The sequence below is a fragment of the Streptomyces sp. NPDC093586 genome, from assembly GCF_044764905.1.
GTDB lineage: Bacteria > Actinomycetota > Actinomycetes > Streptomycetales > Streptomycetaceae > Streptomyces.
Window position 1 is genome coordinate 41,716 of record NZ_JBIWJA010000030.1, and the last position, 25,701, is coordinate 67,416.

The 25,701-nt window shown below is 73.2% G+C and carries 25 protein-coding genes and 1 pseudogene; 15 read left to right on the plus strand and 11 right to left on the minus strand.

Features of this window, described 5'->3' with window-relative positions; translation table 11 throughout:
- Positions 1-14 precede the first annotated feature (14 nt).
- Entirely contained in the window at positions 15-1,031 is a 1,017-nt protein-coding gene (locus ACIRFH_RS26645; RefSeq protein WP_403525723.1) for a phosphatase PAP2 family protein, read from the minus strand.
- Between the two features lie 237 nt (positions 1,032-1,268).
- Positions 1,269-2,459 (minus strand): mannosyltransferase family protein, encoded by a 1,191-nt coding sequence (locus tag ACIRFH_RS26650; RefSeq protein ID WP_403525726.1) that lies wholly within the window; start codon positions 2,457-2,459, stop codon positions 1,269-1,271.
- Between the two features lie 272 nt (positions 2,460-2,731).
- Between ACIRFH_RS26650 and ACIRFH_RS26655 the strand changes: the two genes are divergently transcribed.
- On the plus strand, positions 2,732-4,336 hold the full coding sequence (locus tag ACIRFH_RS26655; protein ID WP_403525729.1) for an MFS transporter: 1,605 nt from the start codon (positions 2,732-2,734) through the stop codon (positions 4,334-4,336).
- A gap of 223 nt (positions 4,337-4,559) precedes the next feature.
- The gene (locus tag ACIRFH_RS26660) at positions 4,560-5,750 is read left to right on the plus strand and encodes an acyl-CoA dehydrogenase family protein (RefSeq protein WP_403525732.1); all 1,191 of its coding nucleotides are present in this window, start codon (positions 4,560-4,562) and stop codon (positions 5,748-5,750) included.
- Positions 5,751-5,791: 41 nt separating this feature from the next.
- Here the strand turns inward: ACIRFH_RS26660 and ACIRFH_RS26665 are convergent, their stop codons facing one another.
- Positions 5,792-6,229 (minus strand): cell division protein SepF, encoded by a 438-nt coding sequence (locus ACIRFH_RS26665; RefSeq protein ID WP_403525735.1) that lies wholly within the window; start codon positions 6,227-6,229, stop codon positions 5,792-5,794.
- Positions 6,230-6,520: 291 nt separating this feature from the next.
- On the opposite strand from ACIRFH_RS26665, the gene ACIRFH_RS26670 reads away from it, so the two are divergent.
- Positions 6,521-7,699 (plus strand): DUF5685 family protein, encoded by a 1,179-nt coding sequence (locus ACIRFH_RS26670; protein WP_403525738.1) that lies wholly within the window; start codon positions 6,521-6,523, stop codon positions 7,697-7,699.
- Between the two features lie 7 nt (positions 7,700-7,706).
- On the opposite strand, the gene ACIRFH_RS26675 is transcribed toward ACIRFH_RS26670, so the two are convergent.
- Positions 7,707-8,654, minus strand: coding sequence for an ABC transporter substrate-binding protein (locus tag ACIRFH_RS26675; RefSeq protein WP_403525741.1), 948 nt, complete (start codon positions 8,652-8,654; stop codon positions 7,707-7,709).
- A 403-nt stretch (positions 8,655-9,057) separates the two neighbouring features.
- Here ACIRFH_RS26675 and ACIRFH_RS26680 point away from each other — a divergent pair, with 403 nt between their 5' ends.
- The 8 genes from ACIRFH_RS26680 (at position 9,058) to ACIRFH_RS26715 (ending at position 18,200) form a co-directional block, all read left to right on the plus strand.
- Positions 9,058-9,915 carry an amino acid ABC transporter permease gene (locus tag ACIRFH_RS26680; protein WP_403525744.1) on the plus strand — a complete coding sequence of 286 codons (858 nt, stop codon included), beginning with the start codon at positions 9,058-9,060 and terminating at the stop codon, positions 9,913-9,915.
- On the plus strand, positions 9,912-11,699 hold the full coding sequence (locus ACIRFH_RS26685; RefSeq protein WP_403525747.1) for an FAD/NAD(P)-binding protein: 1,788 nt from the start codon (positions 9,912-9,914) through the stop codon (positions 11,697-11,699). The genes ACIRFH_RS26680 and ACIRFH_RS26685 overlap by 4 nt, the downstream gene beginning before the upstream one ends.
- Positions 11,696-12,457, plus strand: a complete 762-nt coding sequence (locus ACIRFH_RS26690; RefSeq protein WP_403525750.1) for an amino acid ABC transporter ATP-binding protein — start codon at positions 11,696-11,698, stop codon at positions 12,455-12,457. Before ACIRFH_RS26685 ends, ACIRFH_RS26690 begins: the two co-directional genes overlap by 4 nt.
- Positions 12,458-12,515: 58 nt before the next feature.
- On the plus strand, positions 12,516-13,598 hold the full coding sequence (locus tag ACIRFH_RS26695) for an LLM class flavin-dependent oxidoreductase (protein WP_403525753.1): 1,083 nt from the start codon (positions 12,516-12,518) through the stop codon (positions 13,596-13,598).
- A complete protein-coding gene (locus ACIRFH_RS26700) occupies positions 13,595-14,893 on the plus strand; it encodes an NtaA/DmoA family FMN-dependent monooxygenase (RefSeq protein ID WP_403525756.1) in 1,299 nt (432 codons plus the stop codon). Before ACIRFH_RS26695 ends, ACIRFH_RS26700 begins: the two co-directional genes overlap by 4 nt.
- A 4-nt stretch (positions 14,894-14,897) precedes the next feature.
- A complete protein-coding gene (locus ACIRFH_RS26705; protein WP_403525759.1) occupies positions 14,898-15,683 on the plus strand; it encodes a DUF1684 domain-containing protein in 786 nt (261 codons plus the stop codon).
- Positions 15,684-15,893: 210 nt separating this feature from the next.
- Complete coding sequence (locus tag ACIRFH_RS26710) at positions 15,894-16,805, plus strand: S1 family peptidase (protein ID WP_403525762.1); 912 nt, start codon at positions 15,894-15,896, stop codon at positions 16,803-16,805.
- 312 nt (positions 16,806-17,117) lie between these two features.
- A complete protein-coding gene (locus ACIRFH_RS26715) occupies positions 17,118-18,200 on the plus strand; it encodes a S1 family peptidase (RefSeq protein WP_403525765.1) in 1,083 nt (360 codons plus the stop codon).
- 60 nt (positions 18,201-18,260) lie between these two features.
- Here the strand turns inward: ACIRFH_RS26715 and ACIRFH_RS26720 are convergent, their stop codons facing one another.
- The gene (locus ACIRFH_RS26720) at positions 18,261-19,319 is read right to left on the minus strand and encodes a DUF3533 domain-containing protein (RefSeq protein WP_403525768.1); all 1,059 of its coding nucleotides are present in this window, start codon (positions 19,317-19,319) and stop codon (positions 18,261-18,263) included.
- Between the two features lie 97 nt (positions 19,320-19,416).
- The gene (locus ACIRFH_RS26725) at positions 19,417-19,791 is read right to left on the minus strand and encodes a cupin domain-containing protein (RefSeq protein ID WP_403525771.1); all 375 of its coding nucleotides are present in this window, start codon (positions 19,789-19,791) and stop codon (positions 19,417-19,419) included.
- Between the two features lie 99 nt (positions 19,792-19,890).
- On the opposite strand from ACIRFH_RS26725, the gene ACIRFH_RS26730 reads away from it, so the two are divergent.
- Complete coding sequence (locus tag ACIRFH_RS26730; protein ID WP_403525774.1) at positions 19,891-20,337, plus strand: MarR family winged helix-turn-helix transcriptional regulator; 447 nt, start codon at positions 19,891-19,893, stop codon at positions 20,335-20,337.
- Between the two features lie 59 nt (positions 20,338-20,396).
- On the opposite strand, the gene ACIRFH_RS26735 is transcribed toward ACIRFH_RS26730, so the two are convergent.
- The gene (locus ACIRFH_RS26735) at positions 20,397-21,410 is read right to left on the minus strand and encodes a lytic polysaccharide monooxygenase (RefSeq protein WP_403525777.1); all 1,014 of its coding nucleotides are present in this window, start codon (positions 21,408-21,410) and stop codon (positions 20,397-20,399) included.
- Positions 21,411-21,576: 166 nt separating this feature from the next.
- On the opposite strand from ACIRFH_RS26735, the gene ACIRFH_RS26740 reads away from it, so the two are divergent.
- A complete protein-coding gene (locus tag ACIRFH_RS26740) occupies positions 21,577-22,026 on the plus strand; it encodes a GNAT family N-acetyltransferase (RefSeq protein WP_403525780.1) in 450 nt (149 codons plus the stop codon).
- A gap of 25 nt (positions 22,027-22,051) precedes the next feature.
- On the opposite strand, the gene ACIRFH_RS26745 is transcribed toward ACIRFH_RS26740, so the two are convergent.
- Positions 22,052-22,186 carry a hypothetical protein gene (locus ACIRFH_RS26745; protein ID WP_077799539.1) on the minus strand — a complete coding sequence of 45 codons (135 nt, stop codon included), beginning with the start codon at positions 22,184-22,186 and terminating at the stop codon, positions 22,052-22,054.
- 112 nt (positions 22,187-22,298) lie between these two features.
- On the opposite strand from ACIRFH_RS26745, the gene ACIRFH_RS26750 reads away from it, so the two are divergent.
- The gene (locus tag ACIRFH_RS26750; protein ID WP_403525783.1) at positions 22,299-22,916 is read left to right on the plus strand and encodes a class I SAM-dependent methyltransferase; all 618 of its coding nucleotides are present in this window, start codon (positions 22,299-22,301) and stop codon (positions 22,914-22,916) included.
- 10 nt (positions 22,917-22,926) lie between these two features.
- On the opposite strand, the gene ACIRFH_RS26755 is transcribed toward ACIRFH_RS26750, so the two are convergent.
- Both ACIRFH_RS26755 and ACIRFH_RS26760 read right to left on the minus strand, forming a co-directional pair.
- The gene (locus tag ACIRFH_RS26755; RefSeq protein ID WP_403525786.1) at positions 22,927-23,427 is read right to left on the minus strand and encodes a DUF402 domain-containing protein; all 501 of its coding nucleotides are present in this window, start codon (positions 23,425-23,427) and stop codon (positions 22,927-22,929) included.
- Positions 23,408-24,337 carry a GNAT family N-acetyltransferase gene (locus tag ACIRFH_RS26760; RefSeq protein WP_403525789.1) on the minus strand — a complete coding sequence of 310 codons (930 nt, stop codon included), beginning with the start codon at positions 24,335-24,337 and terminating at the stop codon, positions 23,408-23,410. Before ACIRFH_RS26760 ends, ACIRFH_RS26755 begins: the two co-directional genes overlap by 20 nt.
- A 71-nt stretch (positions 24,338-24,408) precedes the next feature.
- Here ACIRFH_RS26760 and ACIRFH_RS26765 point away from each other — a divergent pair, with 71 nt between their 5' ends.
- Complete coding sequence (locus ACIRFH_RS26765; RefSeq protein WP_403525792.1) at positions 24,409-24,777, plus strand: GntR family transcriptional regulator; 369 nt, start codon at positions 24,409-24,411, stop codon at positions 24,775-24,777.
- An 81-nt stretch (positions 24,778-24,858) separates the two neighbouring features.
- Here the strand turns inward: ACIRFH_RS26765 and ACIRFH_RS26770 are convergent.
- Positions 24,859-25,644, minus strand: a pseudogene (locus ACIRFH_RS26770) (DUF72 domain-containing protein).
- Between the last annotated feature and the right edge of the window lie 57 nt (positions 25,645-25,701).

The following is a 25,701-nucleotide window of genomic DNA, read 5'->3' on the forward strand; positions in this document are numbered from 1 at the left end:
GTGCCCGTGGGCGGTCAGCCGCCGGACAGCGGCCGTGCCGCCGGGGCCGTGCTGCGCGGGTGGCGGTCGGCGTGCGGTGGACGGCGGCTGCCCGCCGGGGTGATCGGCGTGCGGTCCGAGCGGGTCGTGTGCGGGCCCGGGGCCAGGTACACCGGGGCCCGGGTGCGGGGCGCGGCGACCGGTTCGCGCGCCGGGGCCTCGTCCCGGCCGGTGACGGGGTGCGCGAGCACCACGGGGGCGGCGACCGGCTGCTTCGCCGGCCCCACGCGGCCGCGCCGGGCGGCCCACCGGTCCCGCAGGCCGAGGACCCAGGTCTCCGTGCGGCCGATCAGCGGCTCGCACCACGGCAGCGCCAGCAGGATCAGCAGCCCCGCGGCCCAGCCGAGGAGCACGTCGCTGAGCCAGTGCGTACCGAGGTAGACGGTGGACATCCCGACCCCGAGGGAGGTGACCGCCGACAGCGCCGACAGCCAGCGCCGGGCCCTCGGCGTCGATGCCAGGTAGGCCAGGATTCCCCAGGTCACCACGGCGTTCGCGGTGTGACCGCTCGGAAATATATCGCCGTCGCGCCACATCTCGTTCGCGCCGATCGTGGTCGCGTAGTGCGGTCCCAGCCGGCCCATGCCGATCTTGGCGGCGCCGACGGTGATGTTCAGCAGCAGCAGGGAGGCGCCGAGCGCGAGCAGCGGCCGCAGGGTGTGCTGCCGCCAGGACCGCCAGCCGAGCCAGGCCGCGACCATCACCGCCGTGGGGCCGCGCTGGCCGAGGACCACGTAGTAGTCGACGAACGCGTGGATCTCCGGCCACTGCTGGTAGGGCCGGAAGAACATGACCTGCCAGTCGAGCCGGACCAGCCACGAGGTGATCACCACGGCCCACACGATCGCGACGTAGAACGCGAGGGTCCCCGAGAACAGCGCAATGCGGTGCCGGCTCATCTCCGGCACATCTAGGTGGGCCGGTCGTTCCGGCTCCCGGTCGAGTCTCGCGAACACCCGGTCCAGACGGGTGAGGTTCCGTTCGGTACGCACCCAATCGACGTTACAGCGAGTGAGGAGTGATCCCCGCCGAATCAACGGCTTTGTGATGACGATGTGATGTGGGATTCCTCTCAGGGAGTGGTCTATTTCCGAGGAATCCGCAATCCGTCCGGCCGTGGACCTCAATTCCTTTGATCGGCCCGGTCGACGGTTTTATCGTGCTTATGAATGGGTTCACCGAATACCGGTGCGGAATTTTCCCGGCGCTCCTCGGGCGAGCGGACCCGGTCAGGGCGGGCCGGAGCCGTTCAGCCAGAACGCGCCGTACCCGGCCGACAGGACGGCGAGGCCCGCGACCACCAGCACCGCCCTGGAGGTCCGCGGCCGGGCCAGGGCCAGGGCGAGCGGCAGCAGCAGGGGGAAGGCGGGCAGCAGCAGCCGGGGCTTCGAGCCGAAGTAGCTCGACGCGCACAGGGCGAGGGCGGTGACGATCCCCGAGTACACCAGCAGCGCGAGCGGCTGGCGCTGCCGTACGCAGACGACGTACAGCCACAGCAGCAGGGCGACCCCGGCGATCAGGCCGGCGCCCGCCAGGGCCGACGGGAACGAGGTGAGCTTCCCGCCGACGAACCGGGCGAAGGACACGCCGCCGTCGAAGCCGTTGCGCCAGCCGGCCTGGACGTCGAGGTAGCCGAGCGGGCCCCGGCCGGTGCGGTGGCCGACCCACAGGACGTATCCGGCGGCGCCCAGGGGCGCGAGGAGCATGCCGAGCGCGCGTCGCACGCCCTCGGCGGGGGCGCGCGACGTCCCGAGGGCGCCGTCCGCGACAGCCTCGCTCCGGTTTCGCACGAATGCCGCGATCGCCGCCGCCCACACCGCCGCCGCCACCGCGAGACCCACCGGCCGGGTCAGTCCGGCCAGCGCGGCCAGCGTCCCCGCCGTCACCCAGCGCCCGGTCAGCACCGCGTACAGCGACCAGGCGGCGAGCGCCGTGAACAGGGACTCGCTGTACGCCATCGACTGCACGATCCCGACCGGGAGCACGGCCCAGAGCAGCACCGCGCACACCGCGGGCCGACGGCCGCACACGTGCTCCGCCACCGCGAAGATCCCCCAGGCCGCCGCGAGCGAGGCCGACAGACTCACCGCGAACCCCGCGTCGGCGTACGACAGCGGACCCACCGCCGCGCCCAGCCGCTCCAGCCAGGGAAGCAGGGGGAAGAAGGCCAGGTTGGAGTGGACGTCGCCGTTGGGCAGCCGCACCTCGTAGCCGTATCCCAGCTCGGCGACCCTGGTGTACCAGAGGGAGTCCCAGCGGGCGGTCAGCAGCGTGTACGCGCTCTTGTCGCGCGCGGCGCTCCACAGGGCCAGGGCGGCCAGGCCCAGGGCGCGGACGGCCGCATAGCCGAGGAGGGCCGGGGCGGCCCGGCGCAGGGCACCGGGGCGGCCCGCGACCGCGCGCGTTTCAAGATCGCTCACGGGCTCGATTATCCGTCGGGCACCCGGCGTGGCGGCCGGCCGGGGGTGGCGGCCCGCCGGGTGTCCGGCAGCGGTGGTGGCGCACGCCACACAGGTCACGCGGGATGTGTGAGCCCGACCACGCGGGTGTGCGACGGACTGGCGTACGCTGGCGAGTCACTCGCGTTCCGTTGCACGGCCCGGAGACCCCGCTCCTCTCCGGCCGAGCCGCAGGGGAGTCCCCGCCCCGCGCGGCCCGCCGGACGCGAGGGGAACATCTTGGAGGTACGTGCATGTCCGGGACGACCACGGCTGCCGCCACGCTGCGCCGCCGGGCGGCCGGGGCCGGTGCCCACCGCTGGGTGGTCCTCGTCGTCCTCTGCGTCAGCCTGCTGCTCGTCGCCGTCGACGCCACCGTCCTGCACGTGGCGGTCCCCGCCGTCACGGAGGACCTGAGGCCCGGCGCGATCGAACTGCTCTGGATCGTCGACGTCTACCCCCTCGTCTGCGCCTCGCTGCTGATCCTCTTCGGCACGCTGGGCGACCGGGTCGGCCGCAGACGGATCCTGCTCCTGGGGTACGCGCTCTTCGGCGTCGCCTCCGCGCTGGCGGCCCTCGCCGAGAGCGCCCAGGTCCTGATCGCGGCCCGCGCGCTGCTCGGCGTCGGCGGGGCGATGATCATGCCCGCGACGCTGTCGATCCTGCGCCAGGTCTTCCCCGACCGGCGGGAGCGGGCACTGGCCATCGGCATCTGGAGCGCCGTCGCCGCGGTGGGCGCGGCGATCGGGCCGCTGCTCGGCGGCTTCCTGCTGGAGCACTTCTGGTGGGGCTCGGTCTTCCTCGTCAACATCCCGCTGATGCTGGTCAGCCTGCCGGTGGGGCGGCTGCTGCTGCCCGAGTCGAAGGGTGACGGCACCGGTCCCTGGGACGTCGTCGGCGCGCTGATGGCGGCGACCGGGCTGTTCGGGGTCGTCCTGGGCGTGAAGCGGCTCGGCGGCGGCGAGCCGGTGGCGAGCGTGTTCACGGTACTGCCGCTGGTGGCGGGTGCGGCCCTGCTGGCCGGCTTCGTCCGGCGTCAGCGACGCCGGACGCATCCGCTGGTGGACCTGCGGATGTTCCGGCGGCCCGCGTTCAGCACGTCGGTGGGCTGCATCGTGCTGGCCATGCTGGCGCTGGTGGGGCTGGAGCTGATCGCGGCGCAGTACCTGCAGCTGGTGCTCGGACTGTCACCGCTGCAGACCGGGCTGCGGCTGCTGCCCCTGACCTTCGCGGCGATGGCGGCGGGCCTGGCGGGGGCGCGCCTGCTGCGGCGGTTCGGGCCGCGCCGGACGGTGTGCGCCGGATTCTGTCTGACGGCGGTGGCGGTGCTGCTGCTGACGGCGATGGGCCGGGCGGACGACAGCACGCTGCTGCTGTCCGGGTTCGTGCTGCTCGGCTTCGGTCTGGAGACGACGCTGTTCGGGGCGTACGAGTCGATGCTGAGCGAGGCGCCGCCGGAGCAGTCCGGCGGCGCGGCGGCGATCGGCGAGACGTCGTACCAGCTCGGCGCCGGGATCGGGATAGCGCTGCTGGGCAGCGTGATGAACGCGGCGTACGGGCCCGGGCTGACCGGCGGCGTTCCCGGGGTGCCGGCGTCGGCGTCGGCGGCGGCGGGGCACTCGCTGGGGGAGGCGTACCAGGTCGCCGTGCAGATCGGGGGGCCTTCGGGGGCGGCGTTGCGGCGGGCCGCGGGCGACGCGTTCGTGCACGGACTGCATGTGACGTTGCTGGTGAGCGCGGGGCTGTTGCTGTTGGGGGCGGTGATGGCGCTGCGGTTGCCGCGGGTGATGCAGTGCGAGGGGGAGGCGGTGGAGGTGCCCGCGCCTCGGGACGCCGTGGAGTCACGCGTCTCCGTGTGAGCGGACCGTCTCCCGCCCACGCACCGCTCGTTCACCGCCGACCAGGAGATGGACGTCGCCCGTGGGGCCTGGGCGCCGTCGGCGGCTTGCGGTGGGGGCGAGTGGGCGTGAGCGCGTGGTGCGCGGGTGGGGGAGCATGGTGGACGTGCGGGGCGTCGCGTCGTAACGTCGGCGTGCAACCGTGACTAGCAGCGCTAGTTTTGACCGTCCCGGAGGGTGTTCCATGGCCTCGTCCCCGAAGTCGCCCGCGTTCGACCCCGTCGATCCCCTCGGCATCGACGACCTGCTGGAGCCGGAGGACCTGGCGATCCGGGACACCGTGCGGGGCTGGGCCGCCGACCGCGTGCTGCCGCACATCGCCCAGTGGTACGAGAAGGGCGAGCTGCCCGGCATCCGGGACCTCGCCCGCGAACTCGGCTCCATCGGCGCGCTCGGCATGTCGCTGGAGGGCTACGGCTGCGCCGGTGCGACCGCCGTGCAGTACGGGCTGGCCTGTCTCGAACTGGAGGCGGCCGACTCCGGCATCCGCTCGCTGGTCTCCGTGCAGGGCTCCCTCGCCATGTACGCGATCCACCGCTTCGGCAGCGAGGAGCAGAAGCGGGCCTGGCTGCCGCGCATGGCCGCCGGCGAGGTCATCGGCTGCTTCGGCCTGACCGAGCCCGACCACGGATCCGACCCCGCGAACATGCGCACCCACGCCGAGCGCGACGGCGGCGACTGGGTGCTCAACGGCCGGAAGATGTGGATCACCAACGGGTCGGTGGCCGGCGTCGCCGTCGTCTGGGCTCAGACGGAGGACGGCATCCGCGGCTTCCTCGTCCCCACCGACAGTCCCGGTTTCTCCGCCCCCGAGATCAAGCACAAGTGGTCCCTGCGGGCCAGCGTCACCAGTGAGCTCGTCCTCGACGACGTACGGCTGCCCGCGGACGCCGTGCTGCCGGAGGCCACCGGCCTGCGCGGACCGCTCAGCTGCCTCTCGCACGCCCGCTACGGCATCGTCTGGGGCGCGATGGGCGCGGCCCGCAGCTCCTTCGAGGCGGCCCTGGAGTACGCGACGTCGCGGGAGCAGTTCGGGCGGCCCATCGGCGGCTTCCAGCTGACCCAGGCCAAGCTCGCCGACATGGCGGTCGAACTGCACAAGGGGATCCTGCTCGCCCATCACCTGGGGCGGCGGATGGACGCCGGCCGCCTGCGCCCCGAGCAGGTCAGCTTCGGCAAGCTCAACAACGTGCGCGAGGCCATCGACATCTGCCGCACGGCCCGCACGATCCTCGGCGCCAACGGGATCTCCCTCGAATATCCCGTGATGCGGCACGCGACGAACCTGGAATCGGTGCTCACCTACGAGGGCACCGTCGAGATGCACCAGTTGGTGCTGGGCAAGGCGCTCACCGGTCTCGACGCCTTCCGGTGAGGCTCGGGCGGGGGGGCGGGGCCGTGGTGCGCGGCCCCGCCTCAGCTCTGGTTGAAGAAACCGTCCGACCGGTGCGCGGCCGGATCGCCGCTGATCACCTGGGTGTCGGCCGGGCTCAGCAGGAACACCCGGGTGGACACCCGCTCGATCGAACCCCGCAGACCGAAGATCAGCCCGGCCGCGAAGTCCACGACGCGCTTGGCGTCGGTGGCCTCCATCGCCGTCAGGTTCATGATGACCGGGACACCCTCCCGGAACAGCTCGCCGATGGCGCGGGCGTCCCGGAAGCTGTCCGGGGTGACCGTGCCGATCCGGCGGTCCTTCTCCTCGGCGACGTCCGAGGCCACCTCCACCCGCGGGTCCGTGACCCAGGCGTCCGGGGACTCGGTGCCCTCGGAGTAGTCGTCGTCGTAGTAGCGCTCGTCATCGTTGTCGTCGACGAGGCCGAGCCACGCACTCGCCTTGCGTACCGATCCCATGGACGCCTCCTCTCACAGCGGTCTTTCGTGCCTTCCGCATCCCTATGGTCATCCATGATGCGGACGTCGCGCCAAGTGGATAGACGCCGCGCGGGGGGTTTGTGACGGTACTGGTGCACAGCGGATCCGTCGAGAGTCCTTGTGTCCCAAGGGCCGTTTCCCAAACGGATGCTGACCGTGAGTGAAATATGATTCTTCCCGGCGGACGGGTGAGCGGGGGTGCGGACGGGTGAACGCGGCTGTCGGTACGATGCCGCAGCTCAGCGTCGTACGAACCCACGGGGGAATGTTGTGTTCGGAATCGTCAGGCCTTGCAGGCACCGGCTCGGAGAGAGCCTCACCGGTCAGTGGATGGCGCATTTGTGCGGGTTGTGTCTCGCGCTGCGCAAGGACCACGGACAGTTCGCGCGAATCGTGACGAACTATGACGGCCTGCTCATATCAGTGTTGACGGAGGCTCAGGCCGAGCGGGGCGGCACGGGTGCCGGCCGGCGTACGGCGGGGCCGTGCCCGTTGCGCGGGATGCGTACCGCGTCCGTCGCGCACGGCGAGGGTGCCCGGCTCGCGGCGGCCGTCTCCCTGGTGCTGGCCTCGGCGAAGGTCCGCGACCATGTCGCGGACGGGGACGGGCTGCTGGCCCGCCGGCCGGTGGCCCGCGCCGCCCGCCGGGTCGCCGCCGGCTGGGACGCGGCCGGCCGCCGCAGCGGCGGCGCCGTCGGGTTCGACACCGCCCTCCTGGTCGACGCCGTGGACCGGCAGGTCGGCATCGAGATGCTCGCGGGGCCCGGGACGCCTCTGCTCACCGTCACCGAGCCGACCGAGACCGCGACCGCCGCCGCGTTCGCCCACACCGCCCACCTCGCCGGACGGCCGTACAACGCCGAGCCGCTCGCCGAGGCGGGGCGCCTGTTCGGCCGGCTCGCCCATCTCCTGGACGCCGTGGAGGACCAGGAGGCCGACGCCGCGTCGGGCGCCTGGAACCCGCTCACCGCCACCAACACCCCGCGCACGGAGGCCCGCCGGCTGGCCGACGACGCCGTGCACGGGATACGGCTGGCGCTGCGCGAGGCCGAGTTCACCGACGGCCGGCTGGTGCACCGGCTGCTGGTGCACGAGTTGGGCACCTCCGTCGACCGCGCCTTCGGTACCCCCTCCTGCGCCCACGGCAGCCACCCGTACGCCCCGCCCGGCGCCCCGGGCGGCCCCGGTGCGCCGATGCCTCCGGAGCCGCCGCACCGTGACCGGCGGGGGCTGCTCGCGGGGTGCGCCGTGTGGCTGGGGCTGGCCTGCACGTGCCAGATGTGCTGCGGCACGTTCGAGGACCCCTGGAGCCGGCAGCGCAGGGACGGGCTGTGCCGCAGCTGCGACTGCAGCAACTGCAGCAACTGCTGCGATTGCTGCGACTGTTGCAGCAACTGCGGTGACTGCTGCGACGGGTGCTGCTGCGACGGCTGCGGGTGCGACTGCTGAGCGGCCGTCAGTCCTTCAGCTCGGGGGGCGAGATCTGTGACCTGGCGATCGCCGACTGGGTCGTCCCCCATTTCTTCAGGATCCTGTCGTACGTCCCGTCGGCGATGAGCCCGTTCACCGCGGCCTGGAGCGCGGGCGCCAGCGCGGATCCCTTCTTGAGGGCGAAACCGACGTCCAGGCGGTGGAACTCGTTCAGGAACTTCAGGTCCCGCTGGTGCGCGACCGCGTAGCGCAGGCCGTTGATCGTGGACATCACGATGTCGCTGCGGCCCTGCTGGAGGGACGACCACAGGGCGCCGGGCTCGCTGTAGGTCTGCACCTCGTAGGCCTTCTTCCCGGCGTCCGCGCACCGGTGCCTGTTCTCCTCCAGTGTGGCCTCGAAGGTGGTGCCGGCGCCGGTCGCCACCTTGAGCCCGCACAGCTGCGCGAGGTCGGTGACCTCGGACAGGTCACTGTCCTCGCGGGCGGCGAAGCCCTGGCCGTCGTTGATGTAGGTGACGAAGTCGATGGTCCTGCGCCGCTCCTCGGTCACGCCGAAGTTGGCGGCGCCGATGTCGTACTTGCCGCTGTCCAGGGCGGGCAGGATCGCCTCGAAGGAGGCCTGCTGTGTGCTGAGGCGCACGCCGAGCGCCTTGGCGACGGCGTGCGCGAAGTCGACGTCCTGGCCGGTCAGCGTCTTGCCGTCGGTCAGATAGGTGGTACCGGGCGGGGTGCCGCCGACGCTGACGGCGAGGGTGAGGTCCCCGGTGCCGGGCGGCAGCAGCTTCGCGGCGGCCGCGTTCCTCCCGACGCCGGAGAGGACGTCCGTGGTGGGGATCGCGTCGGAACCGGCCGCCGCGCCCGCGACGTCCGCGGCGGGATCGCCGGAGCCGCACGAGGTGAGGAGCAGCGCCGCCGAGGCGATCAGGACGAAAGGCGTGAAGAGTCTTTTCCGGGCACGCGTGGGCGTACGCATGGCAGTGGTCTCCTGGGAACGGAAGAAGGCAGGGGGCGGCGCGAGGGGAGGGGCGCTCGTGTGAAGGCGTGAAGAGAGGAGGAGCAGACGGGAAGCCCCGGGAAACCCGACGGAATCGGGTGATCAGGGCAGGCAGAGGGGTCGGCTCAACAGGAAGAGGACCACACGCGACCGAAGTCGATGTGGGAGCGCGTGACCAGCCACTGCTGTGGATGCATGGGCCAAGTGGAACAGGCATCCGGTTCCGCGTCAACGACTTGAGACACGCGGCTCACAGTGTGGACAGCCTTGACAGCGGGCCGAAACCGCCCCGTACTCTCGGCGCACGGCTCTGCTGAGGGGCTCGGCCGTGTGAAGGCACCACCCACCGTGTCCGACTGACTCGATGTCACGGAGCCTTCGCATGTCCTCCGACACCCTCGACCGACCCGCCGCCGTCCCGGACGCCCCGGACAAGGCGGACGTCCCGCGGATCGTTCCGCAACGCCGCATCGGCCAGTGGACGGCCGCCGTCGCCGTCCTCGTCCTGCTCGCACTGGCCGTCAACTCCGTCCTGCGCAACGACGCCTTCCAGTGGGACGTCGTCGCCGACTACTTCACCTCCGACGCCGTCCTGCGCGGCCTGTGGCTGACCCTCTGGCTGACCGCCGTCGTCATGCTCCTCGGCTTCGCGCTCGGCACGCTGCTCGCCGCGTTCCGGCTCTCGGCCAACCCCGTGCTGCGCGCGGTGAGCTGGGGCTACGTGTGGCTGTTCCGGTCCATACCGATCCTGGTGCAGCTCCTGCTGTGGTTCAACATCGGCGCCCTGTACCCGCGGGTCCTCGGCGTGCGGACCGTCGACCTGCTCGGACCGGTCACCGTCGCCATCATCGGCCTGACCCTGCACGAGGCCGCGTACGCCGCCGAGGTGGTGCGCGGCGGCATCCTCTCCGTGGACCGGGGCCAGATCGAGGCCGCGCAGGCCCTCGGCCTCGGCCGGTGGCGCCGATGGCGGCGGATCGTGCTCCCGCAGGCGATGCGCTCCATCGTGCCGCCGGCCGGCAACATGCTGATCGGCACCCTCAAGGGCACCTCCATCGTCAGCGTCATCGCCGTCCAGGACCTGCTCTACTCGGTCCAGCTCGTCTACCACCGCACCTACCAGGTCATCCCCCTGCTGATGGTGGCCACCGTCTGGTACACCGTCGTCACCTCGCTGCTCGGCGTCGGCCAGTACTACGTCGAGAAGCGCTACGCGCGCGGCACGGAGCGCACCCGATGACCCGGCCCGCGCTGGTGATCGTCGGTGCCGGACCGCGCGGCACCGGCCTGCTGGAGCGCATCGCCGCCAACGCACCCGAGCTGTACGGGGACGCGGGCCTCGACATCCACCTCGTGGACCCGCACCCGCCGGGCGCCGGGCGTATCTGGCGCGAGGAGCAGTCACCGCTGCTGTGGATGAACTCGCACGCCGAGGACGTCACCATGTTCACCGACGAGACGGTGGAGATGGCCGGGCCCGTACGGCCGGGCCCCACCCTGCACGAGTGGGCGGGCCTCGACGGCCGCACCTTCGCCGGCCGCCGCGTGCAGGGCGCGTACCTGCGCTGGGCGTACGAGCGCGCCGTGGCCGCCCTGCCCTCGGGCTTCGTGGTGTACCACCACGCCCGGCGCGCGGTGCGGGTCGACGGCCCGCGCGAGGGGCGCCAGCGGGTGTGGCTCCAGGGCCGGACCCTCCCGCTCCTCGCCGACCTGGTCGTCCTCACCCTCGGCCACCTCGACGCCGAACCCGACGACGAGCAGCGGGACCTGGCGGCGTACGCCCGCGCCCACGGCCTGGTTCACCTCCCGCCGGACTTCACCGCCGACAGCGACCTGTCCGCGCTGCGCCCCGGTGAACCCGTCCTCGTGCGCGGCTTCGGGCTGGCCTTCGTCGACCTGATGGTGCTGCTGACCGAGGGCAGGGGCGGCCGGTACGACGGCGGCACGTACGTGCCGTCCGGGCGGGAGCCGGTGCTGTACGTCGGCTCGCGGCGCGGGGTGCCGTACCACGCCAAGATCGGCTACGGCTGGACCGGCGACCGGCCCCCGCTGCCGCGGTTCTTCGGGCCCGCCGAGGTCGACGCGCTGCTCGCCCGGCCGGACGGCTACGACTTCCGGCGGGACGTGTGGCCGCTGGTCGAGAAGGAGCTGGGCTTCGCCCACTACCACCGGCTGTTCACCGCCCACCCCGAGCGGGTGACCGCCGACTGGCCCGCCTTCGAGGCCCGGTACGCCATCGCGGACCCCGGCGAACGCGCCGCTCTCGTCGCCGCCGCAGTGCCCGACCCCGCCGACCGGCTCGACCTCGCCGCCCTCGACCGGCCCCTCGACGGAGTGCGCCACGGCACGCACGACGAGCTCCAGGAGGGGCTGCGCCGCTACGTCGAGGACGACCTGCGACGCCGGAACGACCCGGACCACAGCCCCGACCTGGCCGTCTTCCTCGCCCTGCTCTCCGTCTACGGGCAGCTGGTCCGGCTCGGCGACGTCGGCGACTGGTGGCACGGCTTCTTCAGCCACCTCGCCTCCGGCCCGCCCGCGCCCCGGCTGCGGCAGTTGCTCGCGCTGAACCGGGCCGGCGTGGTCCGCTTCCTGGGCGCCGGCATGACGGTCACCGCCGAGGACGGCGTCTTCCGGGCGTCCGGCGCGAGCGTGCCCGGCTCCGCCGTGGAGGCACGGGCCCTGGTCGAGGCGCGGCTGCCGCACCCCACCGTCGAGCGGGCCCGCGACCCGCTGCTGCGCGCCCTGCACACCGACGGGGCCGCCGCCACCCCCGACGGCCTGCTGGCCGTCGACCGGTCCGACGGACGGGTCCTGGACCGGTCCGGCCGTCCGCACCCGCGGCGGTTCGCGCTCGGCCCGCACACCGACGCGCGCGGTTCCGGCGCCTTCACCCGGCCCCGCACCGGCGGGGTGGCGTTCCGGCAGAACGACGCCACCGCACGGGCCGTGCTGGCCTTCCTGCGCAGCCCCGCCGGTCCCGCGGCGGGCCCCCACCCCCAGCTCGAGGAGTCCACGCGATGAGCGTCATGGTCGACATCAGGTCCGTCCACAAGAGCTTCGGCGCCCTGGAGGTCCTCAAGGGCATCGACCTCACCGTGCGCGGCGGCGAGGTCACCGTGATCCTCGGCCCCTCCGGCTCGGGCAAGTCCACGCTGCTGCGCACCGTCAACCACCTGGAGAAGGTCGACCGGGGCGCGATCAGCGTGGACGGCGCCCTGATCGGCTACCGGCGCACCGGCGACCGGCTGCGCGAGCTGCCCGAGCGCGAGGTGCTCAGGCAGCGCACCCGGATCGGCTTCGTCTTCCAGAACTTCCACCTCTTCCCGCACCTGACGGTCCTGGAGAACATCACCGAGGCGCCGGTCTCCGCGCTGAAACGGCCCCGCCGCGAGGCCGCCGAGGCCGCGCGTCGGCTGCTGGACCGGGTGGGCCTCGCCGACAAGGCGGACGCCTACCCCCGCCACCTGTCGGGCGGACAGCAGCAGCGGGTGGCCATCGCACGGGCGCTGGCCCTGGAGCCGAAGCTGCTCCTGTTCGACGAACCGACGTCCGCGCTCGACCCCGAGCTGGTCGGCGAGGTCCTCGACGTCATCAAGGACCTGGCCCGGCAGGGCACCACCATGATCGTCGTCACGCACGAGATCGGCTTCGCCCGCGAGGTCGCCGACACCGTGGTGTTCATGGACGACGGCCGCATCGTCGAGCAGGGTCCGCCCGGTGACGTACTGGACCGCCCGCGCCACGCGCGCACCCGGGCCTTCCTCTCCAAGGTCCTGTGACCTCCGCCCGCTCTCTGCGAGCCCCACTGACACCGCTTGCCGGAAAGGGTTCTTCCGCATGACCTCATCCCACGGCCGGCGCCGGCTGCACCTGGCCGCCGCCCTCGACCAACGGTCGGTGTACGACGCCGGCTCCTACGTGGCCGCGGCACGGCTCGCCGAACGCGGCGCGCTCGACTTCGTGACCCTGGACGACGGCTTCGGCCGCCCCGGCCCCGACGCGCTCGCCGTCCTGTCCCGGGTCGCGCCCGCCACGCGGCGCGTCGGCCTGGTCCCCACCGTCACCACCACCCACACCGAGCCCTTCCACGTCCAGGCCGCCGTGGCGACCCTCGACTGGGTCAGCCGCGGCCGGGCCGGCTGGCGGATCGGAGTGTCGGCCACCGAGGGCGAGGCCCGCCTCTTCGGTCGCCGCCACGCCGCACCCGCCGACGTCCTGTGGCAGGAGGCCGGCGAGGCCGCCGACGTGGCGGAACGGCTGTGGGACAGCTGGGAGGACGACGCCGAGATCCGGGACGTGGCCACCGGCCGCTTCGTGGACCGGGCCAAGCTGCACCACGTCGACTTCACCGGCTCCCACTTCTCGGTCAAGGGCCCCTCCATCGTGCCGAGACCCCCGCAGGGCCACCCCGTGCGCGTCGTCGACGCCACCGAGGAACCCGCCCGCGCGGTCGCCGCCCGGTACGCCGACGTGGCCCTCGTCCGCACCGCGCACCCCGCCGAGGCCGCCGCCGCGCGGGCCGGCCTGCGGGCCTCGGCGGCAGCCCACGGCCGCGATCCCGACGCGATGCGCGTCCTCGCCACCCTCGACATCGACCTCGGGGACGGCGAGTACGCGGCCGAGCCCGGCCACGGCGGAGGCGGACCCCGGCCCACCCCGCGCGGCCCGCTGTACCGCGGCGGCCCCGTCGACCTGGCGGAACTCGTCGCCGCCTGGCACCGGGACGGCATCGTCGACGGCTTCCACCTCACCCCGGCCGAGCCGGGCCGCGACCTGGAACGGCTCGTCAACGGCACCGTCCCCCTGCTCCAGCACCGGGGTCTGTTCCGCACCTTCTACCCGGGCAGCACGCTCCGGGACCACCTGGGCCTCGCCCGGCCCGCCAACCGGTACGCCGCCGCGGCGGGAGGAGCGTCATGACCGTACGGAGGACGATGCACCTCGCCGCGCACTTCCCCGGCGTCAACAACACCACCGTCTGGGCCGATCCCCGCTCGGCCTCGCAGATCGAGTTCGCCTCCTTCGAGCACCTCGCGCGCACCGCCGAACGCGGCCTGTTCGACTTCTTCTTCCTCGCCGAGGGGCTGCGGCTGCGCGAGCACAAGGGCCGCATCCACGACCTGGACGTGGTCGGCCGCCCCGAGTCCCTGACCGTGCTGAACGCGCTCGCCGCCGTCACCGGGCACCTGGGCCTGGCCGCCACGGTCAACGCCACCTTCAACGAGCCCTACGAACTCGCCCGCCGGCTCGCCACCCTGGACCACCTCAGCGGCGGCCGGGCGGCCTGGAACGTGGTGACCTCCTCCGACGCCTTCACCGGCGAGAACTTCCGGCGCGGCGGCTTCCTGGACCACTCCGAGCGGTACACCCGCGCCGCCGAGTTCGTGACCACCGCCCGCGAACTGTGGGACTCCTGGATCCCCGGCGGCACCCCCCGCCCCTTCGCCCACCACGGACGGCACTTCGACATCGCGGGCGAGTTCGCCCTGCCCCGCTCACCGCAGGGCCACCCCGTGGTGATCCAGGCGGGCGACTCCGACGAGGGCCGGGAGTTCGCCGCGTCCTCCGCCGACGTGATCTTCACGAGGCACGGCGGCCTGGAGGCCGGCCGCGCCTTCTACGCCGACGTCAAACGGCGCCTGGCGAAGTACGGCCGGCGCCCGGACGACCTCAGGATCATGCCCGGCGTCACCGTCGTCCTCGGGGACACCGCCGCCGAGGCACGGGAGCGCGCCGAGGAGATCCGCCGGCAGCAGGTCTCCCCGCAGACCGCGATCCTGACGCTGGAGCAGGTCTGGGGCGTCGACCTGTCCGCGTACGACCCCGACGGGCCGCTGCCCGACATCGATCCGGTGCCGGACCCGCAGCTCGGCCAGGGGCGGACCCGGCACGGCGACAGCACGGCGATCGCCGAGAAGTGGCGGGCCCTGGCGCAGGAGAAGGGGCTGTCCATCCGGCAGACCGTGATCGAGGCGAGCGCCCGGCAGTCCTTCGTCGGCACCCCCGAGGCGGTCGCCGCCGAACTGGAGGAGTCCGTGGCGCGGGACGCCGCCGACGGCTTCGTCCTCGTACCGCATCTGACCCCCGGCGGGCTCGACGAGTTCGTGGACCGGGTGGTGCCGTTGCTGCAGGAGCGCGGCGCGTTCCGCACCGCGTACGAGGGGGCCACCCTGCGCTCCCACCTCGGTCTGGCCGAACCGGTGTGGAAGGGTTGATCCCATGACGACGGACGCATCCGACGAGTGGAAGCGCTGGCACGAGCAGCGCGTGGCGACGGTCTCGGCGCCCTACGGGCCGCTCGCGCTGACCGGCACGTACTGGCTGGAGGACTGTCCGGACGGGCGGCTTCCGGACATCCCGGGGACCTGGGCGGCGGACGGTGACGCCGTGACGCTGACGGCCACCGGGGCGGACGGACTGACCGTGGACGGTCGGCCCCTGGACGGCACGGCACGCCTGACGGCGGATCCGGGACCGGCGAGCGCGGCCCGCGTGGCGCACGGCGAACGGCGCCTGGTCGTCCTGGTCCGCGAGGGCGTCTGGGGCGTGCGCGACTTCGACCCGGCCGCCGAGGCGCGGCGCGCGTTCCGCGGCATCGCGGCCACGCCCCACGATCCGCGCTGGTCGGTGCCGGGGCGCTTCACGCCGTACGACAGCGGGCAGCGCAGTGTGCGGGTGCCGAACGCGGACGGGCGGGAGCGCGGTCTCGGCCTCGGCGGAGAGCTGGCCTTCGCACTGGACGGCCGGCGGCACACGCTCCAGGTGACCGTGGAGGAGGACGGCTCGCTGTGGGCCGTGTTCGCGGACGCCACCAGCGGGAGCACCAGTTACCGCTTCCGGTTCCTGCGCCCCGGCGCGCCGGACGCCGAGGGGCGCACGACGGTCGACTTCAACCGCGCGCTGCTGCCGCCGTGCGCGTTCGCCGACCACTTCATCTGCCCCTTCCCGCCGCCGGGGAACACGCTGGAGGCCGCGATCGAGGCCGGGGAGCGCGAACTGCGCTGACGGAGCACGGGGGTCGGTGAAGACGGCCGGACGGTGGTCGAAGGCCGAAAGGCACTCTTGCGCCGACCGGCCGGTCGGCCGAATACTCCAACCTCAGCGCTTGTCAGGGGCACGGCGTGTCCGGAACCCGGACGTCCGGCCTCTGGCTGCGCCTCACGGGCCCCCGACCCCACAAGAGGGCCCCCGACTTCCCCCGTGGAGGAACGAAAAGTGAGGATCAAGCGCACCAACCCCCGCAGCGGCATCACGAGACGGACCCGGCTGATCGCCGTATCCACCGGCCTCGTGGCCGCGGCCGCGATCGCGGTCCCCAGCGCGAACGCGTCCGACGACGCCCCCGCCACCTTCAGCGGCGCGGAACTCCAGAGCGCCAGTGGCGCGGTGCTCGAGGCCGACGTCCCCGGCACCGCCTGGGCCGTCGACGCCAAGACCGGCCGGGTGCTCGTCACCGTCGACAGCACGGTCACCCAGGCCGAGATCGCCAAGATCAAGGAACAGGCCGGCGACAAGGCCGGAGCCCTCACCATCAAGCGCACCCCCGGCACGTTCAACAAGCTCATCGAGGGCGGCGACGCCATCTACGCGAGCAGCTGGCGCTGCTCCCTCGGCTTCAACGTCCGCGCCTCCAACGGCACCCAGTACTTCCTGACCGCCGGTCACTGCACCGACGGCGCCGGCACCTGGTACTCGAACTCCGGGCGCACCACGGTCCTCGGCTCCACGTCCGGCTCCAGCTTCCCGGGCAACGACTACGGCATCGTCCGGTACACCAACACCTCCGTCAGCAAGCCCGGCACGGCCGGCGGCGTGGACATCACCCGCGCGGCCACCCCGAGCGTGGGCACCACCGTCATCCGCGACGGCTCGACCACCGGTACCCACAGCGGCCGGGTCACCGCCCTGAACGCCACCGTCAACTACGGCGGCGGCGACATCGTCTCCGGGCTGATCCAGACCACGGTCTGCGCCGAGCCCGGCGACTCCGGCGGCCCGCTCTACGGCAGCAACGGTGTCGCGTACGGCCTGACCTCCGGCGGCAGCGGCAACTGCTCCTCCGGCGGCACGACGTTCTTCCAGCCGGTCACGGAGGCCCTGAGCGCCTACGGCGTCAGCGTCTACTGAGACCGTCCCGCAGCGCAGCCGGCAGCACGACGAGCCCCCGCACGCGACCCGCGTGCGGGGGCTCCCCCTTGCGGCCGTCCGCCCGTGTCGACCGCTCGCGGTGTCCACGGCGCGATTCCGCTCCGCGAATCCTCCTGGAAGGGACAGGGAGGGTGAAGGCCGTGTGCGCGCACTGGAGTTGTCGTGCGCACGTCCTGAAGTCGACCTTGTGCGCCCCTTGCGGGGTTCGGAAGAGTGACGGCCGCCAACCAGCCTTCCGGTCCGTGAGGTCCCCACAACCGCCCGGACCGACCCCCCACAGGAGGACGTGAGTTGAAGCACCGACGCATACCCGGGCGACGGGCGGCCGTGGCAGGTGCGGGCGTCACCGCACTGGTCGTCGCGGGAGTCACCTTCCAGAGTGCGAACGCCGGCGAGCCCCCGAGGACCTCCGCGCCCGAGACCCTGTCGGTCACGGCGGCCGGAAAGCTCGCCTCCACGCTGCTCGGCGACCTCGGCGCCGACGCGGCGGGCACGTACTACGACGCGCAGGCCAAGAGCCTCGTCGTCAACGTGCTCGACGAGACCGCCGCGCGGACCGTCGAGCAGGCCGGCGCCAAGGCGAGAATCGTCGAGAACTCGCTCGCCGAACTGAGGAGCGCGCGCGCCACCCTCGCCGAGAAGGCGGCCGTCCCGGGCACCTCCTGGGTGGCCGACCCGGTCACCAACAAGGTCGTCGTCACCGCCGACCGCACGGTCTCGAAGACCGAGTGGGCCAGACTGACCGAGGTGGTCGACGGGCTCGGTGCCAAGGCCGAACTCAGGCGGACCAAGGGCGAGTACAAGCCCTTCGTCGCGGGTGGCGACGCCATCACCGGAGGCGGCGGGCGCTGCTCGCTCGGCTTCAACGTGACCAGGGGCGGCGAACCGTACTTCCTCACCGCCGGGCACTGCACCGAGGCCATCTCCAGCTGGTCGGACTCCTCCGGCACCGTGATCGGCCGGAACGAGGTCTCCAGCTTCCCGGGCAACGACTACGGCCTGGTCAAGTACACCGCCGGCGTGGACCACCCGAGCGAGGTGAACCTCTACAACGGCTCCGCGCAGGCGATCTCGGGCGCGGCCGAGGCCACCGTCGGCATGGCGGTGACCCGCAGCGGCTCCACCACCCAGGTGCACGACGGCACGGTCACCGGCCTGGACACCACCGTGAACTACGGCAACGGCGACATCGTCAACGGCCTGATCCGGACCGACGTCTGCGCCGAGCCCGGCGACAGCGGCGGCTCGCTCTTCTCGGGCGACAAGGCCGTCGGCCTCACCTCCGGCGGCAGCGGTGACTGCGCCTCGGGCGGGGAGACCTTCTTCCAGCCGGTGACGGAGGCCCTGTCGGCCACCGGTACGCAGATCGGCTGAGCGCGCACACCCGTGGAGTCCCGTCCCGCGCGGGGGGCGGGACGTCCGCGTGCGTGCGGGTCAGCCGGCCTGTGTGGGCAGCTCCGCCTCGTCCCGTCTGCTGCGCAGCACGGCCGACAGCATCGTGACGACCGTCCCCGCGACCGCCCACGCCCACAGCACCAGCAACTGGCCGGTCATCGCGTTGCCCCTGAAGTACGCGATCGAGCGCGCCGCCCACGTCCCCGCGCCCGGCGGCAGCGCCGGGCCGATCGCCTTCCAGAACGGTGGCAGCATCGGCAGCGGGAAGGCGCCGCCCGCGCTCGGGTTGCCCGCGATCACGACCAGCAGGATGGTCAGCCCGATGCCGACGATCCCGAAGAGGCCCTGGAGCGCGAGCGTGGCGGCGCCCACCGCGAAGGTGATCAGGGCGCCCAGCCCCCACAGGTCCACCACGCCGCCGGGCAGCGCGCCCAGGATCGGACCGATGATCACCGCGCCGCCCAGACCGCCGACGATCGCGACCAGCGCCATCGCGATCAGCCGGATCGCCGCGCGGCGCGGGTTGGCGGGCCGGGCGCCGGTGCTGATCGCCAGGATCGAGGCGCACAGGTAACCGCCGACGCACCAGCCCACGACCAGGTAGAAGGACGACAGTCCGTTGAAGTCCTGTGGGGAGGCCGGGGTGACGTCCACGGTCCGCAGCGCGCGGCCCTCGGCCCCCTCGGCACGGGTGACGATGCTCTTCAGGGCGGTGGCGAGGGCGGTGCCGCCGCCGGTGGCGACCAGCAGGGTGTCGGTGCGGCCGGAGGGCTGGACGACCAGCGCGCCGTCGATCTCCCGGTCCATGATCTGCTTCCGGGCACCCGCCGCGTCGGCCACCGTGCGCGGGTCCAGCGGCGACCCGGGCAGCCGCTCCAGCCGGGCCACCGTCTGCGCGGCCGCGCCCCCGGGCGCGACGACTCCGAAGGGCACGTCCTTCGGCCTCGGGTGGTGCAGCGCTCCCACGTAGGAGGCGATGAACAGCAGCTGGAGCGCGATCACGCCGAGCACGAGCACGGTGGCCCGCGGGGTGACGGCGTCCCTCACCTCCCCGAGGAAGGAGCTGCTCCGGGTGCCGGTGCCTGGGGTGTGCGCCATGTCCCCACGGTCCGGGGCGGCGGGCGTGCGCGCAGGCGGGCGGGGGCCGAACGGGTGACGCACGCGGATTCGGGGATCGGCCCACGGCGGGAAGGGGTCAGTTGGCCCACGGGGGAGTGATCCGGGTGCCGTCGGCGAGTTCGGCCTCCAGGCCGACGGAGGTGGTCACCCAGGACGTCGCGGTCCGGTCGGTGGGGTTCTCCACCGCCAGCGTCGCACCCGCGTTGATGATCACGGTGTCGCCCGCGGCGACGTGCTCGGCGCGGCCGTCGAGGGTGATCAGCAGCTCACCGGTGAGCAGGTGGAAGATCTCCTCCCGGTCGACGGTGTGCGCGGGCGCCTTCGTCCCGGCCGGTATCTCGCCCCGCCAGGCGCACAGCTCCTTGCTGCCGGTGCGGGGATTGGCGTACGAGACGAAGCGGGCGCCGTGGATCTCGTGGACGACGGCTTCGGACGAGCGGACGACGGGCATGACGGCCTCCTCATGAGAATGGTCAAGCAGGTTGACTGACTTTCCGGACCCTATAGTCAAGCTGCTTGACCGATTCGTCAAGGATGTTTCAATGCCCCCGTGCACAACTCCGACGCCATGGCCCTGTCCGCCGCCCTGCTCGCCGCCGCCGGCGGGCTCACGCAGCGCATCCACGAGGGCGTCGTCGCCCGCGGCTTCGAAGGGCTGCGGCCCGCCCACGGTTTCGCCTTCGCCCGGCTCGCCCCGGACGGCGCGACGGTCACCGACCTCGCCGCGCACCTCGGGGTGACCAAGCAGGCCGCCAGTCAGCTCGTCGACGAGCTCGTCCGCAAGGGGTACGCCGAACGCCGGCCGCATCCCGCCGACGCGCGGGCCCGGCTGGTCGTGCTGACCGAGCGGGGGCGGGCGTGCACGCGGGCCGCCGAGGAGGCGGCGGCCGAGGCCGTGCGCGGGTGGACGGACGTGATCGGCGAGGACGAGGTCCGTGCGCTGTACGGCCTTCTGGCCCGCGTCGCGCGGGGCGGGCCCGTACGGCCCGCCTGGTGACCCCTCACACCGCGGGGCTTGTCCGGTCCCAGCCGTCGGACGAGCACCGCGGTATCCGGTCAGCGGCCGTGACGGCCGCCGGTCAGTGCCCGTCGGCGGACCGACGCGAACAGCGCCGCCGCGCCGAGCGCCAGGACCGCGGCACCGCCGACGGCGATGTACGGGGTGCTGCTGTCGCCGCCGGTCTCGGCGAGGTTCCCGCCGCCGGCACCGGCGGCCTCGACCTCGTTGCCCTCACCGGCCGCGGCGGCCTCGGGGGCCTTTTCCGGGGCGGTCGGGTCCGTCGTCGTCGCGGCGTCCTGGTCGCCGTGCCCGTGGTGCTCGACCGTCGACTTGCCGGCCGCCGCCGCGAGCTGCTCCTCGGACGGTGCGGAGGCCGACGGCGCCGGGGCGGCGTCCCCCTTCGCGTCACCGCTCGCGCCGCTGCCGCCGCTCTTGCCGCCGAAGGACACGTCCGAGCAGGAGTAGAACGCCTCCGGGCTGTCCGAGCGCTGCCAGACCGCGTACAGCAGGTGCTTGCCGGAGCGCTTGGGCAGGGTGCCGGAGAACGTGTAGTAGCCGCCCGAGGCCACCGGGTCGGTGACCGTCGCCACCGGGGCGGACAGGTCCAGGTCGCCCCAGCCCGGCGCCTTGGCGGGGTCGTACCCGGGCTTGGTGATGTAGACCTTGAACGTGCCCTTGTGCGGGGCGGTCACACGGTACTTGAAGGTGTACGAGCCGCTGTGCACGCCGGTCGTGGGCCAGTCGGCGCGGACCAGGTCGAGGCCCTTGAACTCCGGGTTGTTCGCGCTGCACAGCTTGCCGTCCGGGATCACCTGCTGGTGCCGTCCGCCGGCGTCGCCGACGCGGATGCCGTTCCAGTCGTAGAGCGCCTGGGTGCCGCCGGCCGCGACCACGGCCCGGCACGCGGCCGTCTTCGGGTTCTCGGGGCCTTCGGCGTAGCACTGCGACACCCGGCTGACCGGGTCGCCCATCGAGCCGTGCGCCGACGCGGGGGCGGCGGCCAGTGCGGTCAGGGCGAGCGGGGCGAGGCCGGCGACGGTGACGGCGGCGGCCCTGCGGGATGCGGGCATGCGGAACTCCTCGAAACGGTCTGGTACATGGGCCAAAACCCGGGGGGTGATCAGCAAGCTAGTCCCTGGAAACCGCGAAACCCCCTGCTGGGAGCGGATGCCGGTGATCCTTATGGTCGCGTTAAGGGAGTCCTCAGGCTCCGCTCAGATAACTACCCTTCACCCTGTGACGAACGAGGAGACCAGACCGGCGACGCCGGCCGACGTGCCCGCGGTCGGGGCCGTCACCGACGCGGCGTACCGCCCCTACATCGAGCGCATAGGGGTGGTGCCGCAGCCCATGGAGGCGGACCACGCGGCGGACGTGGCCGCGGGAAGGGTGTTCGTCACGGGCGAGCCCGTCGTGGGCCTCGTGGTGCTGGAGGCGTTCGAGGACCATCTCTTCCTCGACAGCATCGCCGTCCACCCCGACGCGCACGGCACGGGCGTGGGGCGGCGGCTGCTGCGGTTCGTGGACGCCCGCGCGCGTGCGCTGGGCCTGCCCGAGGTCAGGCTCTACACGAACGCGCTGATGTGGGAGAACCGGCGGATCTACCCGAAGTACGGCTACGAGGTCGTGGAGCGCCGGGTGGACGGGCCCTACGACCGCGTCCACTACCGCAAGCGACTGCTCTGAGACGTCTCGTCACCGGATGTCCCGGTCAGTTGTCCGGCCACCACGTGCGGGCGATGTCCTTGCGCACCTCCGGGCGCCCTGCGGGGCGCTCGTCGGCCTCCTCGCGGACTCGGCGGGCGTCGGTCTTCTTCAGGGGCTTCTGCACGGTCAGACGGCGCATGGCTGCCTCCTCACGGATCCACCGGGTTCCGCGTTCTCACGGAGGTAGACCCCTTCCCCGAGAGTTCCTCATCGATGCATCGCTGTCAGTGGTGGATGTCACTCTTGAGCGCATGACGAACGACAGTGACGGAACGACCGCGGTGCGTGTCGACTGGGATTCCACGGCCGCCACCTTCGACGAGGAGTCCGACCACGGACTGCGCGAGCCCGGCGTGCGCCGGGCCTGGGCCGACCGGCTCCGGTCCTGGCTGCCCGCCCGGCCCGGTGACGTCCTCGACCTGGGCTGCGGCACCGGCAGCCTGTCTCTCCTCGCGGCCGAGCAGGGTCACCGGGTGACCGGCGTCGACCTGTCCCCGGCCATGGTGGAACTGGCCCGGGCCAAACTCGCCGGTCATGACGCGGCATTCCTGGTCGGTGACGCGGGAGAGCCGCCGGTGGGCGGCCGGCGCTTCGACGCCGTCCTGGTCCGGCACGTGCTGTGGACACTGCCCGACCCCGGCCGCGTCCTGGCGCACTGGCGGGGGCTGCTGCGGCCGGGAGGCCGGCTGGTCCTCGTCGAGGGAGTGTGGGGGAGCGTCGCCCCGGTCGGCATGTCCGCCGACCGGCTCACCGGCCTCCTCGCCCCGCTCGGCGGGCGGGTCCGCGTGGAGAGGCTGTCGGACGACCCGTCGTTGTGGGGCAAGGAGGTCGACGACGAGCGGTACGCGGTGGTCGCGCTGCCCGCGTGACCTCCGGCGCCTACGCCAGCAGGTCCGTGAAGCCGCCCCCGCGGGCCAGCCGCTCCAGCGCGTCCAGCGCGGCCACGGCGGCACCGGCGGCCTCCGGGTCCCGCTCCGCCAGGCCGCTCCCGGCGAACTCGTCCTCGTCCAGCCGGCGTACGTCCGTGCCGTCCGCGGAGCGCCACAGGTCCAGGTCGAGGTCCTCGACGACCAGTTCGGTCCCCGTGAGCACGGCGGGGCGGGTGATGTCGCAGTACCAGCCCTTCACCGAACCCGTGGCGGCGCGGACCTCCTTCACCGAGTACCACCGGTCGCGCCAGTAGTACTCGGTGAAGACGTCCCCGGCCTCGAAGCGAACGAAGCCGAAGTCGCGGACGCCGCCCCCGGCCCAGGCGGCGCGGACCACGAGACGGGTGCCGTCGTCGTGCAGCAGCTCGCCCGGGTAACGGATCTTCGTGCGGCCCGCCTTGACCAGGACGACGTCCACCCGGCCCGGTGCCTCAGCCGAGTTCGCGGACATACCGCACCTCCGTCGCGCAGACCTCGTACCCGAGGCCCTTGTTGATGGCGAGCATCGGGCCGTTGCCGGTGTCGTTGCCCGTGAAGGCCTCCGTGCACCCCGCCGCGCGGGCGCGGTGCAGGGCGTCGGTCTTGGCGAGCTTGGCCAGCCCCTTGCCGCGGTGGGCGCGGGCGGTGCCGGTCATGGCGGTGGAGTACCGCCCGTGGCCGTCCGTGTAGGCGACGCTGAAGGCGGCGGGGCGGCCGTCGGCGACGGCGACCGTGGTCAGTTCACGGTTCAGCAGCGGATGCCGCCAGGTCTCCGTGAGCCACGCCTCGTAGTCCGTGAACTCGGTGTCGACGTCGCTCGGTTCGTCCTTCATCGTCTCCGCGTCCAGCTCGAACAATGGACGCGGATCGTCCGCGAAGTCGGCCGCGGTGCGCAGCTCGACGCCCGGGGGAGGGGACCACAGCGGCGGAAGCGTGCCGCCGGCCAGGTCCAGCCGCAGGAAGTGGGCGCTGCGCCGCCGTCCGTAGCCGTGCCGCTCGGCGAAGGCCAGGTTGGCGGGCTCGTCCAGGACCCAGGCGAACAGCTTCGTCGCCCCCTCGCCCGCCAGGTGCTCCTCGGCCGTGCGCGTCAGGAGCCCGCCGGCACCGCGGCGGACCCTGTCCGGGTGGACGTAGACGTTGAGGAACCCCTGTCCGGGCTCGGGACTGTCGTGGACCAGCCCGACCTGGGCCGTGCCGATGATCTCGCCGTCCTCCTCCGCGACCAGGGAGCGGAACCGCGCGTCCGGGTGGGTCCGGGTGAGGGCGTGGAGGATCGATTCCGGGGTGGACAGGATGTACGGCAGGGCGGCGTGCCGGACCCGGGCGAAGCTCTCCAGGTCGGCCCGTACTCCGGGGCGCAGATCACGCACGATGACGGTCATGGGACCGCACGCTACGCGGGACCGGGACCGCGATGCCTCCCGATTTCGGGCGGGTGCGGGACAATCGCCGGGTGACCTTGACGATCCACATCGACGACGGCGCCCCGCCCTACGAGCAGGTGCGCGCGCAGATCTCCGAACAGGCGCGGTCGGGCGCGCTGCCGGTGGGGTACCGGCTGCCGACGGTGCGCGGACTGGCCGAGTCCCTGGGGCTCGCCGCCAACACGGTCGCCAAGGCGTACCGGGCGCTGGAGGCGGACGGGGTGATCGAGACGCGGGGGCGCAACGGCACGTTCGTCGCTGCCGCGGGCTCCGCGGCGGAGCGGGAGTTGGCGTCGGCGGCGCAGGTCTATGCCGAGCGGGCTCGGCGGCTCGGGCTTCCGGAGGGGGACGCGGTGGCCGCCGTGCGGGACGCGCTGCGGGCGGCTTACGGGGATTGAGCGCCGTTGCGGCGGTTGTCCGAAGCCGGCTGCGGGTGCGTCGTGGCTGGTCGCGCCCACGCGGCGGAGCCGCGCAATGTCTCAGCCCCGCGCCCCTTCGGGGCGCTGTCCCCGGCCCGGAGCGCGAGTGGCCGACTGGCCTGCCCCCGCGTCAGCCGGGCGAACGTCACCGCGTCTCGCACCGCCGCTCCGTTCGGGTCGTTGTTGAAGCAGGTGTGGACGTCGTGGTCGTCCGGCCAGGTCGTGGCGATGCGGCCGATCCACGTCGCCGGCGACCGGCGGCCGTAGTGCGGCCGGGCGGCGGCCCGGCCCCGGTGGAAACGGACGTAGCCCCAGTCGATGGTGCGCCGCAGCGGGGTGACCGGGCGGGCCAGGACGTCCGCCCAGCACAGCGCCGCGCCCCGGGACTCCGGCACCCCGCGCACCTCGGGCGTCCACCAGGACTCGTGCCGGGGTTCCACCGCGACCCGCGTGCCGGGCGGGGAAGCGCGCCAGGCAGGCGTCCAGCAGCCCCGCGTCGCCGCGCAGCGTCGGCGGCAGTTGCAGCAGCACCGGACCGAGGCGGTCGCCCAGGCCGGCCGCATGGGACATCAGGCGCTCGACCGGTTCCCCGGGGTCCCGCAGGCGTTTGACGTGGGTGAGGAAGCGGCTCGCCTTGACCGCGACCGCGAAGTCCGCCGGCACCCGCTCGCGCCACGCCGCGAAGGTCTCCCGCGTGGGCAGCCGGTGGAACGCGTTGTTGATCTCCACCGTCGCGAAGCCGGCCGCGTACCGCTCCAGCCACAGCCGGACGGGCAGGCCGGACGGGCGCAGGACGTCCCGCCAGTCCCGGTACTGCCGGCCCGACGTGCCGGCGAACAGGGTCACCACCCCATCGAACGGCTAGTGCCGCGGCAGGCGACGTTCGCCCGGTGAGGAGCGGAG

Coding starts and splice junctions, on each gene's coding strand:
- ACIRFH_RS26690 (WP_403525750.1), top strand. CDS start 11,696: ATGAGCGTCATGGTCGACATCAGGTCCGTCCACAAGAGCTTCGGCGCC.
- ACIRFH_RS26660 (WP_403525732.1), top strand. CDS start 4,560: ATGGCCTCGTCCCCGAAGTCGCCCGCGTTCGACCCCGTCGATCCCCTC.
- ACIRFH_RS26685 (WP_403525747.1), top strand. CDS start 9,912: ATGACCCGGCCCGCGCTGGTGATCGTCGGTGCCGGACCGCGCGGCACC.
- ACIRFH_RS26675 (WP_403525741.1), bottom strand. CDS start 8,654: ATGCGTACGCCCACGCGTGCCCGGAAAAGACTCTTCACGCCTTTCGTC.
- ACIRFH_RS26750 (WP_403525783.1), top strand. CDS start 22,299: ATGACGAACGACAGTGACGGAACGACCGCGGTGCGTGTCGACTGGGAT.
- ACIRFH_RS26700 (WP_403525756.1), top strand. CDS start 13,595: ATGACCGTACGGAGGACGATGCACCTCGCCGCGCACTTCCCCGGCGTC.
- ACIRFH_RS26655 (WP_403525729.1), top strand. CDS start 2,732: ATGTCCGGGACGACCACGGCTGCCGCCACGCTGCGCCGCCGGGCGGCC.
- ACIRFH_RS26760 (WP_403525789.1), bottom strand. CDS start 24,337: ATGACCGTCATCGTGCGTGATCTGCGCCCCGGAGTACGGGCCGACCTG.
- ACIRFH_RS26680 (WP_403525744.1), top strand. CDS start 9,058: ATGTCCTCCGACACCCTCGACCGACCCGCCGCCGTCCCGGACGCCCCG.
- ACIRFH_RS26720 (WP_403525768.1), bottom strand. CDS start 19,319: ATGGCGCACACCCCAGGCACCGGCACCCGGAGCAGCTCCTTCCTCGGG.
- ACIRFH_RS26725 (WP_403525771.1), bottom strand. CDS start 19,791: ATGCCCGTCGTCCGCTCGTCCGAAGCCGTCGTCCACGAGATCCACGGC.
- ACIRFH_RS26735 (WP_403525777.1), bottom strand. CDS start 21,410: ATGCCCGCATCCCGCAGGGCCGCCGCCGTCACCGTCGCCGGCCTCGCC.
- ACIRFH_RS26695 (WP_403525753.1), top strand. CDS start 12,516: ATGACCTCATCCCACGGCCGGCGCCGGCTGCACCTGGCCGCCGCCCTC.
- ACIRFH_RS26705 (WP_403525759.1), top strand. CDS start 14,898: ATGACGACGGACGCATCCGACGAGTGGAAGCGCTGGCACGAGCAGCGC.
- ACIRFH_RS26745 (WP_077799539.1), bottom strand. CDS start 22,186: ATGCGCCGTCTGACCGTGCAGAAGCCCCTGAAGAAGACCGACGCCCGC.
- ACIRFH_RS26665 (WP_403525735.1), bottom strand. CDS start 6,229: ATGGGATCGGTACGCAAGGCGAGTGCGTGGCTCGGCCTCGTCGACGAC.
- ACIRFH_RS26755 (WP_403525786.1), bottom strand. CDS start 23,427: ATGTCCGCGAACTCGGCTGAGGCACCGGGCCGGGTGGACGTCGTCCTG.